This is a genomic window from Mulberry dwarf phytoplasma, from assembly GCF_056504655.1.
Genome location: NZ_CM151418.1, coordinates 288222 through 302575, shown reverse-complemented (window position 1 = coordinate 302575; position 14354 = coordinate 288222). Strand labels below are relative to the sequence as shown.

At 26.0% G+C, this 14354-nt stretch carries 9 protein-coding genes; 1 reads left to right on the top strand and 8 read right to left on the bottom strand.

The features are described from left to right. The 7 genes from secA to JAHGCCOI_RS01465 form a co-directional block, all read right to left on the bottom strand. Complete coding sequence (gene secA / locus JAHGCCOI_RS01495) at positions 1 to 2508, bottom strand: preprotein translocase subunit SecA (RefSeq protein WP_227807014.1); 2508 nt, start codon at positions 2506 to 2508, stop codon at positions 1 to 3. A gap of 657 nt (positions 2509 to 3165) precedes the next feature. Continuing rightward, positions 3166 to 3633, bottom strand: coding sequence for an NUDIX hydrolase (locus tag JAHGCCOI_RS01490; RefSeq protein WP_479492211.1), 468 nt, complete (start codon positions 3631 to 3633; stop codon positions 3166 to 3168). A gap of 713 nt (positions 3634 to 4346) precedes the next feature. Further along, a complete protein-coding gene (locus JAHGCCOI_RS01485; RefSeq protein ID WP_479492210.1) occupies positions 4347 to 5003 on the bottom strand; it encodes a M41 family metallopeptidase in 657 nt (218 codons plus the stop codon). Next, complete coding sequence (locus tag JAHGCCOI_RS01480) at positions 4987 to 7797, bottom strand: hypothetical protein (protein ID WP_479492209.1); 2811 nt, start codon at positions 7795 to 7797, stop codon at positions 4987 to 4989. Before JAHGCCOI_RS01480 ends, JAHGCCOI_RS01485 begins: the two co-directional genes overlap by 17 nt. 107 nt (positions 7798 to 7904) lie before the next feature. Next, on the bottom strand, positions 7905 to 9344 hold the full coding sequence (locus JAHGCCOI_RS01475; RefSeq protein ID WP_479492208.1) for an ATP-binding protein: 1440 nt from the start codon (positions 9342 to 9344) through the stop codon (positions 7905 to 7907). Positions 9345 to 9373: 29 nt separating this feature from the next. Next, a complete protein-coding gene (locus JAHGCCOI_RS01470; protein ID WP_479492207.1) occupies positions 9374 to 10228 on the bottom strand; it encodes a hypothetical protein in 855 nt (284 codons plus the stop codon). 53 nt (positions 10229 to 10281) lie between these two features. After that, positions 10282 to 12042 carry a hypothetical protein gene (locus JAHGCCOI_RS01465; RefSeq protein ID WP_479492206.1) on the bottom strand — a complete coding sequence of 587 codons (1761 nt, stop codon included), beginning with the start codon at positions 12040 to 12042 and terminating at the stop codon, positions 10282 to 10284. Between the two features lie 738 nt (positions 12043 to 12780). Between JAHGCCOI_RS01465 and JAHGCCOI_RS01460 the strand changes: the two genes are divergently transcribed. Next, entirely contained in the window at positions 12781 to 13371 is a 591-nt protein-coding gene (locus JAHGCCOI_RS01460; RefSeq protein ID WP_479492205.1) for a DUF2963 domain-containing protein, read from the top strand. A 144-nt stretch (positions 13372 to 13515) separates the two neighbouring features. Here JAHGCCOI_RS01460 and JAHGCCOI_RS01455 read toward each other — a convergent pair whose 3' ends face one another. Continuing rightward, a complete protein-coding gene (locus JAHGCCOI_RS01455; RefSeq protein WP_479492204.1) occupies positions 13516 to 14049 on the bottom strand; it encodes a hypothetical protein in 534 nt (177 codons plus the stop codon). Positions 14050 to 14354 lie beyond the last annotated feature (305 nt).

Genomic DNA, 14354 nt, shown 5'->3' with positions numbered 1-14354 from the left:
TTAATTCCAAGGTTTTTTAGAAGTTCTTACTTTTCTAGTTCTTCTTTTTTTAGAAGATTCATCATCGCTTGAATCATTGTTTAAAAAAACTTTTTGTTTGGGAGGTGTTTGAAAACTATCTGCGAAAGAAAACTTTAAAATAGTAGCAGTAATGTCGTTTGCAATTTTTGCAATCATGTTATTGAATAAAACTTGTCCTTCTTTTTGATATTCAATAAAAGAATCTTGTTGTCCGTAACTTACAAATCCAATTCCTTGTCTTAAAGAACTCATGTCATTGATGTGGCGTTGGTAGTAATTATCAATTATTTTTAATGTAATCCATTTAAGACCTTTTGCAAAATATTGAGCTTTATCAGGGTCTTTTTCAAAAAAATCTTTTTGAGATTGTAAAGTGGCTTTTACTTTTTGCAATAAATGTTGTTGAAAAGAATCAAGGGAGTTTGTTTTAGGGTTGTTGCATAATTCTTGTACTTCTTCTAAATCAAAGGTTTGTTTAGGGAAAAATTTATTTTCTAAAAAAGTAATTAAAGTTTGGGTTTGACATTGGGTAGGGTTGTTAGTAAAATGTGGCAAAATAGCTTTATTAAGGGTCTTTTGCATTAAATCTTGAACGATTTGTTCTACTCTATTGCTAACTAGAATTTCTTTTCTTTGGTTATAGATAATTTCTCTTTGAATACGTAAAATATCATCATATTTTAAGAGGTATTTACGATAGTCAAAATTGGAAGATTCTACTTTTTTTTGTATTTTGGTAAAAAATTTAGTCACCATTTTAGATGAAGTTTTAGTTTCGGAATCGCTTATTTTTTGGAGCAAAGAAATAATTTTTTCTATTCTAGTGCCACCAAATCTTTGGGCAAGTTCATCTTCGCTAGAAATAAAAAAACGTGAATAACCAGGGTCGCCTTGACGTCCAGCACGTCCTCTTAATTGGTTATCAATTCTTCGTGATTCGTGTCTTTCAGTACCTAAAACAGCAAGTCCGCCTAATTCTTTAATCCCTTCGCCTAAACGAATATCAGTTCCACGTCCTGCCATATTAGTAGCAATAGTAACTGCATTTTTAAGTCCTGCCTTAGCAATGATGTCTGCTTCTTTAGAGTGGTTTTTGGCATTTAGAATTTCGTGTTTAATGGAATGTTTTTTTAATTTTTTAGAAATAATTTCAGAAACTTCTACTGTAGTTGTCCCAATTAAAATGGGTTGTCTTTTTTTGTGGCGAGAAGTTATTTCTTCAATTAAAGCGTCGTATTTTTCTTTTAAAGAAACAAAAATAAAATCGGGATCGTCAATTCTTATCATAGGAACATTGGTAGGAATTTCGATAACTTCCATGTTATAAATGTCTCTAAATTCATCTTCTTCGGTTTTGGCAGTTCCTGTCATCCCTGATAATTTGTGATAAAGACGGAAAAAATTTTGATAAGTAATAGTAGCTCCAATGGAAGTTTCTTCTTTAATTAATACTCCTTCTTTGGCTTCTAATGCTTGGTGAAGACCGTCGCTAAATTGGCGTCCTGGCAAAGCACGTCCAGTAAATTGATCAATAATTAGAACTTGTCCATCTTTGTAATCAACTAAGTAATCTTTGTCTTTGTGCATCGTAAAAGCTGCTTTAAGGGCGTTTTTGACATGGTGGAGCAAAGAGGCGTGTTCTACGTTGTATAAATTATCAATTTGGAAAAAGTTTTCAGCTTTGGTAATTCCTTCTTCGGTAAGTTCAATTGTTTTAGTTTCTAATTCAATAAGATAATGGCTATTTTTAAGGGTGCGAACAAAACGTTGTGCTTCTTTGTATAAATTCTTAGTTTCTTTGACACTTTGGGAAATAATTAAAGGCGTTCTTGCCTCATCAATTAAAATAGAGTCTACTTCATCAACAATAGCATAACTGTAAGGGCGTTTCATTACCAAATTGGAAGCTTCAATTTCCATGTTGTCTCTTAAATAATCAAACCCTAATTCACTGTTAGTAGTGTAGAGAATATCACATAAATAGGCTTGTTGTTTTTGTGCGTGGTCTTTGTCTTTGGTATTAAGTCCTACTGTCATTCCCAAAAAGCGAAAAACATCACCGATGCTACCTTCAAATTCTCTTTTAGCTAGGTATTCATTGACTGTAACAATGTGAACAGGGTTACCACTTAAAGCGTTAAGATAAGCAGGCATGATGGCAGTAAGGGTTTTTCCTTCCCCAGTTTTCATCTCAGAAATATTTCCTTGATGCAAAATTACAGCGCCCAAAATTTGAACGTAATAAGGAGTAAGTCCTGTTACTCTTTTGGTAGCTTCTTTGGCAAGAGCATAGGCTTCGGGCAGCAGTTGGTTAAGGGTTTTTCCTTCTTGAAAGAGTTTTTTTAATTCTGCGGTTTTTGTGGCAAAATCTTTGTCATCTAATAAAGCCATTTGGGCTTCTAAATTTTGTACTTTATTAGCTATGGTTCTAGCTTTTCTTAAAGCTTTTTTGGAAGAATTAAATATTTTTTTTAAAAAATTTAACATAATCGTTTTAATCCTTTATATTTTTTAGTTTTTGAATTTGTAATTGCGGGTTGTTGGTTCGTATTTCAATAATTCTTACTTTGGTTCAATATTAAAAAATGAAAATAAAATGAAGTGAGGTGAAAGTGCAATGAAAATAAAATAATGTTAATTTTTATCAAAAACCTGAGTGAAAAAACAAAAATTAACAATTTTAGGGGGAAACCAAAGTAATTGGAGGGGAAAAATGAAAATAATTGGGATGGTATTTTGGGTAGCAAAAGTCCTTATTTGCAATCCCATTATTATTTATTTTAACATATATTTAGTGGTTTGTAGACATCATTTAATTATTTTTTGCTGTTTGTGGCTTTATTTGCGGATTTGGTGGTGGTGGTGAAAAAAAGCAAAAAGCGCGCGAGGAAAAAATGAAAAAAAGACTACCGCCATTAGATAGTCTTTTTTTAGTTAAAACAATTTATTTTGTGGTTTTAAAAATTGCTTTAAAAATTTGAACAATAAATGCGACCTAGAGAATTTTTTAATAATTTGGATTAATAATTATTTCAATTTATAATTATTTCAATTTATAATTATTTTGAATGTAATAATTGGGAATATATTTTAATTTTTTTCTTAGCAAAGACATTTTGCCTAACAAAATTTAGTTTTGTATGTTTAAGGTTGGGTTTGGTTTTTGTGTTGTAAAAAATCTTTTAAAAAGGTTTTGTCAATTTCCATCATAACATCCATTGGCAAAGAGGCCTCATCAAACCATTTTAGTTTAGCAACTTCATCATCTTGTGGGCTTAATTTTCCTTGTGTTTTAGTTACTACAAAAGCCATAACAACTGGATAGACAACATCTCCGTTAGGATAATTGATAACAAAATGTTTTCCACAATAGGTACGAAAGGGATAAATTTCTAAAGCTTTAAGACCTGTTTCTTCTTCTAGTTCTCTTACGCAAACATCAGCTCCAGTTTCTCCTAATTCCATTGCTCCACCATGAAGTCCCCAAACATTAAAATCTTTGCGGAATTGCAATAAATATTTATTATTTTCATAAACAATAACGGAAGCCCCAGGAGAAAATAAAGGGTCTTTTCCAATTTTTTGGCGCAATTTGTTGATATAGTTGCTCATTTAAAAACCTTTTTTCATTCTTTCTTTTTTAATTTATTTTTTTAATTTTAGCTTTTTAAATTTTAATATTGTTAATATTGTTAAAAAGTTATTTTTGAATTAAGAAATAAATATTTTTGGTAAAATTAGTAAAAAGTGTAGATAGCATAGATAGCAAATAAATGAAAATGCAAATAATAAGTTTTTTGTAAAAATATTTCAAATTATTATTTGATTTATTATAAATAGTTGTTTAATTGATGGCTAAAATTTTGCTAATATTTTTCCTCCCAATATTTTTTTGGATAAATTTTATTTCTGTATTTGTTGGATGGCAAAATTTATGGCTTTAATTTTTTTATTTTTTAAAGCAAACTTTACAAATGAAAGTAAACTTTTAAAATTAAAAACTTAGTGAAATAGGGCTTTAACAACCAAAATAAAAGATGACAAAACTAAAAAAAATTATACTTACTATTTTATTTTAGCATTTTTTTTAATATTATGTTATTTTTTGCTAACTTTTTTTTATTTTTTTGTTGTTTTGTAATTTGAAAAAGGCAATTTTTAGTAATTTGTTAATTTGAGCTACTAAAAATACTTGATTATTCAAAAATATTGACTTTTATATTAGTTGTAAAAAGTGCAAAAATATTATAATAACTCAAAAAGGAAGCCCTTCAACAAAAGGGCTTTTTTATTTCAAACATTTTATTATTAGAAAATTATAAATCTTATTTATTGTAACTTTTTTTTAAAGGATATTTTTTAGTAATTTCATCTAAATCTTTTTGAGATAAAGTTTTTTTAATTAATAATTTACGGGCTATTTCATCTAAAGCATCTTTATTATTTTGTAATAAATGTTCTGTTTTTTGTAAAAAGGCATTAAAATCTTTTTGAGGATAAGGAGAGAATTTATTTAAGTTATGTTTAGCACTATTATGGTCAAAACCAGAGCCTTTTCCTACTTGTAAACGTTTCATTTGATGGTTTTTGGATAAAATATTTTCAGCAGCAGTTCCTCCAAAATTAACGAGTGTTTCTGTTTTGGGATCAGATTTTAAAACTTTGCAAGAAGTATGTCCCAAGGTTCTTTGAGTACGTTTAATTGTAACGTAAGGAACTTGAAAATTTTCAGGATATAAAAGAGCTATAAGAGTATGTCCTGCTTCATGATAACTTGTTATTTCTTCTTCTTCTAATTGTTTTTCTTTTAAAAAATAACTCCATAGATCATATTTCAAAAAGTTTTTAATTTTAGTGTGATTACCAAGATAAATAACAGTTATAAATAAAACATTAATTCCAATTAAACCCCAAAGCCAAATATGGATTAATTGATTTGACAACTTATTATCTAATTTTTGATAATCATTGTTTTTCTTCATAATGATAAACTCCACTCTGATTTAGCCAATCATTTATTTGTGTTATGGCTTGTTCTGGGGTTTTAAAATTTTGAAAAGAATTATTAAACCAATTAAAAGTTTTATTATGTGATTGAAGTGATTCAGAAGAAAGTGTTTTTAATAAATCTGATAATTCAGTTGCATATGTTTGAATTATGTCTTTTAAACCTTGTTTTAGATTTTTTAGTTGATTGTTTAGTTCGTTTAAATGACTTTCATAAGATGCTAAAATTTGTTCTAGATTAAGTTCTAATTTAGGGTAATTGATAACTGGAGGAATTTCTTGTCCTTGGGGTTCTGGACATGTTTCTTTTATTTTATTTATTGTACTTTTTATGTTTTCTTGTTCTTGTTGTTTGTTTTGTTTTTTTTGTTGAACTTTTTCTTCCTCTTCTGAAATTTCCTTTTTCTTCTTTTTTTGTTCTCTTTGATTTGATTTTATTAATTCTATATTTTTATTATTTAATTGTAAAATATCTTTTCCTGTTTGAGTTTGTTTTTCCACATTAGGAAATAAATCTTTCAAAAAATTCATAATTTCATCATGTTTACTTTTAAAATTAGTATAATGTTTTTCTAAGTCATCTTTTAATTGATTTTGGTCTTTTTTACTTTTGTCGGTTTTTTCAGATAAGTTAGTGTGTAGGTTTTGCATAACATTATCAAGCCAAGTGTTTTGGTCTTTAAAAAGATTTTTGTCATCTTCTTTGATAATTTGTTCTGGAGTTTGGATTTTTTGAAAAAAAGTATTAATATCTTTTTTATAACTTTGATATTCATTTTCAATTATTGTTTCATTTTTTTTGTTTGTTGCATCAAAAATGGGTAGATTAGATATTTTTTCTTGTTGTAATTTTTGAATAAAATTATTTATATTTGTGTTATGTGCTTTTAATAAAAGTAATATAGTTTGAATATAAAAATAAGCATTACTGCTTTGTTTAAAATTAGTTTTTGAGTTGTTAATTAATTGATCGTAGTGTGATTCTTTATCTACTTCTTCATCTTGTAATTTTTTTAAGAAACTTAAAAAATTATTTTTTGTTAAAGGAGTTGCAAAAAACCCATTTAATTCATTATGTGGTTCTAAGTTATTAAATTTGGTTTTCATCTCTTCTGATTCTTCCAAAAGAGCTTGATATTTAACAATTAAGTCTTCTATTTTAGCTTTTAATTCAGCTAAACTTTGATCTACTTCTTGTTTAGTTTTGGCTTGTTGTTGGGTGAATTCTTCTCTTTTGGTACAATAATTATTATTAAAAGTATCAAAATCTTTTTTTAAAGAAGTTGTATTAAGATTATTAATTGTAGTTTCTTGGATAAATTTTTTAATATTGGTAATTTCTGTTTGAACCTCATTTTTGGACGTTTCTAAAAGTTTTAATGGTTTATTAACATAAGTATCGATTAATTCATCAATTCCTCGTTGTAATTGTTCTTGTAAGAGATTTTCTTGTTGTAAATAAATTTCATAAGGTTTTCTATCTTTAAAACGATTAGTAATATCTTTTTTTTGGGTTTTTAATTCTTGTAATAAAAAAGTTTGATATTTTTGAATAGTTTCTTTTTGTTCTTGGTATATTTTTTCATAATTAGTATGAAGTTTTTCTAAATCTTTGAGTAATTTTTCTTTCATACCATTTTGATTAGGATTATTGGAATCATTAGAAGTTATTGTTTTTAAAAGAGTATCTTGGTCTTCAATAGTACAACGTTTGTTTAGAATAAATTTAGCATAAACATCTTTTAATTGAGGTAAATTAGTATTTATTTGAGTATCGTTTTGCAAAACAACTTCTTGAGTAGCAGGTTGTATTATTTTTTGAAAATAATCAATGAAATTATTTTTGTTGCGTCCATAAAAATCATCTATTAAAGTATCATCTCCATGAGCCAAAAAACGATCAATTTCTGGGTCTATCTCATGAACTTCAAAATTATTTTTAGTTATTTCATTTGATAGTGTTTTGTGATTAACCGAAGTAAGATAATCATGTGGTTGTTCTTGCAAATGAAGTAGAGAAGAAGTTTTTTGCAATAAATTATTGTGATTGCTTATTTCAGTATAAAACTTTTCTACAATAGAATCGATATCTTGTTTTTGTTTTTCCTTTAATTCTAACAAAGTTTTAAAAAAGAGATTCAAAAACTCAATTCTAAATTGCAAATTAGAATAATCAGTTTGAAAACTTGAAAGTTGGGTTCGTTTTAGATTATCTTCATCTCTTAAAGAAAGTTCTTCTGTTTGGGAAGTTAGCTCTTGGGAATTGGAGTTTTTTTGGATATTGTATTCTTCCAAAACATATTTAGTTGTTAGAACTGCAATAAGATAATTAAAATATCGGTCTAAGGCACTTTCTAAATCAGATACTTGATTAGCTTTACTCAAGGATAAAATTTTTTCAAAAATAGGATTTGGTTTAGTTTGTCTTTGATTCCAATATTTGGTAAAAGTATCTTTATCATAAAAATAATCATATAATTTTTCGTATTGTTGTCTAGTTTCTTTTTCACAAGTTTCTCTTTGTTTGTCTTGTTGTTTTTTGGTTTGTTTATGTCTTTTAAAAACTTCATTTTCTTGGGCTGGTTCTGGTTTATATGGTAATTCTTGTTGTTCGTTTGGATTTGGAACTTCATCAGAAAAGACATAACAACTAATACTTATTTTTAAAAAGATTAATGAAAAAAGGAAAGGAAAAAGCCAATACTTATAAAAGATAATATAATTAGTATTTTTAGTAATAGTTTTTTTGGCAATAAGGTAATTATCCATATCAAATTAACCTCCTTTTAAAATATTTTCTTCAAGTTATGTTAGAGTATAAATTATAAATATTATACCATAATAATTGATTTTAAAAGCAATATTTTTTTAATAAATTATTGTTTTTTTTGTACGTCTTCGTCAATAAGTGGTCCTCGTGTTCCTAAATGATTATTTCTTGTTTCGTTATATAAATAATTATTTATTTTTTCCAATGCCTCTTTAGCTTCTTGGCTTAAATTATTATTGTTTAAATAATCTTGTCTATGACCAAAATATTCACCAAAAGCTTCTTCTAAATCAGAAATTAAAATTTCTGAATGTCCATAGAAACCTGCTTTATTAGCAGCATTAGTAATTAAGTTTTCTAATTTTCTTCCTGATAAAAGGTCAAAGAAATGTTTTTTAATACCTTCTAAAACTTCTATATCATATTTAGGTTTGCCATTTTGGTCAGTTGGAGGATTATATTGGGTGCCTGCTTTTTTCATTTTTTCAAGTCTTTCATTTCTATCAACTACATTATTAACAGGGTCTAAGTTGCCATACAAATATTCTTTGTCTCCAATTTTTGTTCTACCTCTAACACTTTTTTTAGCAACGGAAGGAATAACATAACCATGTTCTATGGCTTCTGCAAACATTTCTGGATGGTCTAGGCAATAGTTGAAATTATCAGCAATAACTCTTAGATAATCATAAGTTTTTTGATTAATTTTGTAAAGTTTTGCCATAAGACGTAAGAATTTAATTCTTTCATTAGGTTCGATGTTCCCGATGTATACAGGTTCTAGACGAGAAACGATGGCAGAATCTATTTTTCCTAAGTGATTAGTTGCAGCCACAAAACAAATTGGTTTGTCAGGATCTGTTTTTACACCATCTAATTCAGCTAAGATTAAAGCGGTTTTTTTAGCATCACCTGGTTCTAAAAAGTCTTTAGAATCTCTGGCTTTAATAGTTTCTTCGGCTTCATCTGCAAAGACAATTGAAGGACTATTTTTTCTTGCTTTGGCAAAGATATTTTCTATTTCTTCCAAAGTGTGAGCGGGAGTAATAATATAGAAATTTAGCTGAGATTCTTTAGCAAAACATTCAGCTAAAAGAGTTTTACCAGTTCCTGGAGGTCCATAAAAAATAACTCCTCTAGGAAGTTTGGTAGGCTTTCCTTCTTTTCCTAAATTATATTTATGTTTAGTTCTTAGGTCAAAACGGTCCCCTATTTCTTTTAATTTTTGAATGGGTTCTTCTAATCCGAAAATAAAACTATAAGGTTTAAAATTTTCAAAATTAAATTCTGGAGGAGTAAGCACATCTAATAAACCAGATAAAAAATCGGAGTTCATAGCAGAAACATTGGATGAATTATTTTGGGATTGGTCGCCGTCTTCATTGGGTTTTCCTGGAAAATTAGAATCTGGAAAAGGTCCGTTTACAAATTGATTTTCATGATCATTTTTAGTATAATTTAAAACCAAAGCAAGCACTAAAGAAAAAAAGGTTACTAAAGTTAGAATAATTAAAGTTAAAGTAAGAGATTTGTTTTTTAGTTGCATTTATTTATACCTTTCTTAATTTAGGATTTCTAATGAATTTTATTTTGAAATATTGCAGGAAGTGTATTTGCTCTTATGTTGTTTGCGTATGTAAAAAGAGATTTAACTGTTGTATCAATGTTTATGTTTAAATTTCGCAAATGTTTTTTTTCTAATTCAGAAACTTTAGAGGAAAGAGTTAGTTGCTTGATTTTGGTTTTAGTATTAAGATATAGATCTAAAATATTTGCAAAAGCTCTTAGATACTCTCTTCCTTTTTGTAATTCTTTATAGCCATATTCAGGTTGTCCTGTTAATACATATTTTCCTGTCGTGCCATCTACTGCTGCTTTGTCTTCCAAATCCTTTTTAACGTTGTCTCTGAATTTACAACATTTTTGAAATTTTTCTACTAATCCAATAATACCTTTAAGTGTGGTTTGTGCTGAATTTGCAGAAGAAGTACTAAGATTTGGGATATTTTTGTATTCTTTTTCAAATTGTTTTCTAGCACTTTCAAAAATATGAGTTGTAACTTGGTCTAGATGATTTTGTAAATTAACTTCTTGAAGCCCTTCAAGATTATTTTCTAATCCTCTTAAGCAATCGTTGTTATCAAATTTCCAATCAGTAGTCTTTTTAACTTGTTCTAATTGTTTTTCCAATTCCTTACAAAATATAGGTACTTCACCTTGAACTTCCTCTAAAGGATTGGGATTTGGAAGTGGAGTTTGGTTTGGTTCTGCTTTTTGTAATTTAGCTAAATCATTTTCTAATTTATTAATTTTATTATTAAATTGATAACATGCAAATACTAAAACAACAGTTATTAATACCAAAGCAACAACTGCTACTTTTTGCCAACGTTCTTTAGACAAATTTACTTGATTATTTTGTGTTAACATGGTTTTTTCCTTTTCTATTTATTTTATATCTTTTATATCTTTATATTTGTATTTCAAATGTAATATTGTCCTTGTGAAGAAATAGTTCTTAAAAGCTCTATAAATTTTTCATAGGGTTTTTTGTCTTTTTCTTGGGGTGTGTTAGGTTCTAAACAATATTGATCTAAATTAAGATATTGACAATTAGGATTGAATTTTTTTATAGTATCCCAATTATTTAATTCAGATTCAGATTTATTTTTATTAAAAAATTGATTTTTTTTAAAAGTTTGTATAAATGCAGGTTCGGGTTTAGATTCGTCTTCTTGAAATTCTTCATCCATAAAGATTTGTTTGAATTTATTTATAAATTCATTTTGTTCTTGTGGATTTCTAAATAGTGGTAAATAACAGTAATTTGCTCTGTCTTTCAACAAATTATCGAGTTTATCTTTTTGCAATTCTTTAATTTGTATGTTTGGTTCTTCTTTTTCAAATTGATGTTTAAGTGAATCATCTTTTGAAAGAGAATCAATTATATTTAAAAATCTAACTGTTTTAGAAAATAAATCATCATATTCAAAAGAAGGTTTTTTTCCTTTATTTGCTTTTTCAATTCCTTTTAACATTGACATTAAAGAAATAAGATGATATTGAGTTTGATAAAAAGTAGTTTCTAAATATAGAATAGAATTTTGGTCTGCAAAATAATTATTTTTTATTTCTTCTTTTTTATAGTCTAATAAATATTTTAATTCAAAGTAATATTTACTTATTTTTTTAATAGCTAATAAAAGATATTTAGTTTTAATAAGGGTTACTTGAAATAATAAAGCATCTCTTTCTTTTTTAACCATAGGATAAAAAGTTGTTTCAAATTCGCTGTCTATACAATTTTTCCATTGTTGACAAGTTTGACATTTTTTAAAATGGTTTTGGGGTTTTTCGCTATGTTGGTATATATCAAAAGATTTAAGTTTTTCATTAAATTCATTTAAACATTTTATTTGTGATTCTAATTCTGTTTTTTCTTCTATTAAATGTTTGTATTCTTTCACTAAAGGACTTAAGCTTTCTTGAAGATTTTTAATTTTAGTTTGAATTGGGGGAAGTTCGTTATTTGTAATATTATTGATTTGAGTTTGATTATATTGAACGTCGCTTTGTTTATTTCTAATTTGTTCTTGAATATTACTATTATTCCTTCTTATTTCTTCTAAATTGCTTTCTGAGTAATTTTGTGATGTAGAACTTGGTTCGTTTTTGATTTGATTTATACAATTTGTAATTTCTCCTTGCAAAGAAGTATTTTTATTTTTTAAAGTTTCTAATTCATTTTCTAATTGTGTTTTTTGGCTTTTTGCTTCTAATTCTTGATTTTCCAAAGGGTTTTTTTGATTATCTAATTCGAATAATTTTTGAATTTTTTGATAATTTTCTATTTTTAAATTTGTTAAGTTTTTTTCATTTTGAGCTTTTTTATCTTCAATATAATCTTTTCTTTTTCTTTCCAAATAATCAGTTTCTAATTTATTTTTAGGAATTTCATTAAAGTTATTTTGAATTATTTCATTATCTGATTTACTTATTCCTATATTATTTTCTTCTAAAATATCATTGACTTTATTAATAGTTTGTTCTACATTTAATTTATCACAATCCAGACTAAATGTTTCTGGTGCAAAAAAAGTATATGGGGGATTATATGTAGGTAGTGTTTTTGTTTTTTTAAACCATCCAAAAGGATCAATAATAAGAATAACTAATAATACTAATAAAAATCCAGATATAATTACAACTAGACATGATAATTGTTTTTGTTTTTGTTGTGTCACTTTTAAAACAACTGCCTTTCTTCTTATCCTAAATAAGAAATTGTTTTTTATTGTAAAAATGTAAAAATAATAAATTTTTAATATGATGATCAGTTTCCAAAAGATAAACAATTTAAAATGTTTAAAAACTTATAAAGCTCAATTTAGCTATTTTTGCAGCATTTGGAAAAACTTAGATATTATGCAAGCCAGTTTGTAAATTAATATAGTAAAATTATTACTTTTACATAAAAAAACCTTTCTTTTATTTTTGTTGTATATTAAGTATTGATAAATTAACAATTTGCAAATATTAATTATAATTATAAAATTACTTATAAATATACTTATATCTATTAATTTATAAATATACAATTACAAATAATATTTTTAATCTAATTTTTAACAAATAACAAATAAGGAAAAAACAAATTGTTAATTAGCTATATTTTAACATCAAAAAAAAAAAAAAACAACAAATATGCTTATTTATTTTAAATATTTGTATTTTTCCATCAATTTACAAATAAAAACTGCTAAAATATTAAAATATTGAGTAATTTTAAAAATATTGATGCAAATAACAATATATGTTGTATAATAAGAGTACTTATTTGTAATCTATGATTTGTGCTTTTGGTTTTAAGATTTAAAGATTTAGCAATGATAATTTGGCAATTTAGCAATTTTATAATTTATAATTTTATAAATAAGTTGTAGCATAAATGGCCATTAATTCACATATTGTGCCTTATTTTAATGGTTATTATAATGTTTTTAAGTTGTTTTATTTTATATAACAAAGAACACAAAGACAAAATATTTACTCAAAAAAAAGAATCAACAAAACTACCAAATCCGATTATCCAAGAAAATAAACCAAATAAAGAAAATAATAATGAAATAGTTAACCAAAATAAATTAATTTCAAACGAAAATAATTTAATTGTTACAAACTCAAACGAAAATACCCAAATGATAAATATATACGATTCAATAACAAACAATTTAATCAAAAAAACTACTTTTTACCCCAATCAAAAAACTATTAATTTCATTGAAAAATACAACCCCCAAACTAAAAAATGCCTCCAAATAAAACACTTTACACAACAAGGAACTTTATTTTGTGTCATATATCTTGATCAAAATACTCAAAAAATAACAAAAATAATTTATTACCAAGACAATAACAAAATAGACAATGAAGCTAAATATAGCCTTCAAACTGGAAAAAAGATTTCTCATACTTACTATCTTAAAAACGGCATTGATATTGATTACATAGATAAATACAACGAAAAAGAAGAAATTTCAGAAACAATCCATTATATTGTTACAAAATACTAAACTAGTTTTGTTCCTTGAAAAAGCCCCAAAATAAATAAAGACCAACTTCAAAGTTGGTCTTTATATTATCATAAATATTTAGTTTTGGGAAATTTAGTCTTGATTTTAGTAAAAATAATATTTATAATTTTAAAAAACTAATTGTTATTTTGTGTTTGCAAAATTTTGAAAAATAAAATACAATATCAAAACAACAAATAATAAAATAAATATTACAAAGAAAAAAAATAAAAAACTATTGGTTACATTAGAATTATTATTTTGAGAAGTATCAGAATCACCACCAGAAGCATCAGAAGAACCGGAACCACCTGAAGGAGTTAAAGGATTTTGATCTTTTAAAATATTAAATTGAGTATTTAATTGATCTACATGAACTTTTTGATCTTTTAATTTGTTAATTCCACCCAATTGGTCTAAAGCTTCTTGTACTTTTGCATCTAAATTAGATGATTCATCAGAAACACTGCTTTTTGAATCTTGTTCATATATTGCATCATTTAATGTGGATATTGATTTCATATATGAAAAAATATTTGTAATTTTGTCTAAAACATTATCGTACTCTTTAGAAACTTCTCTAAATTTTAATGTTTTTGCTGTCAATATTTCAAATGATGTTAAAATACTATTAACATCTGTATTTAATTTTTGTACCCAAATATATATTTGTTCCAAATAATCAATTACTTGTTGTTGGGCTCCTACTTCTTTTTTTTTAATTAAACCTAGGATATTTATAAAAATGGGATCATTTAAATATTTTTGAATTTCTGTTTGATTATTAACTGCTAATTGATTAATTTCAGTTTTGATTTGAGTAATTATCGCGATAGAAACAAAACGCCTTAATTATTAGCTAATAATTAGGTTTTTTTGAGCCTCGCACAACACCGTACAAGCAAGTTTCCAAGCATACAGCGTTTATATAAAATATATTTCTTCTTTCGCCTTGTATTTGGTTTTCCCAAATTCCTTGGTAA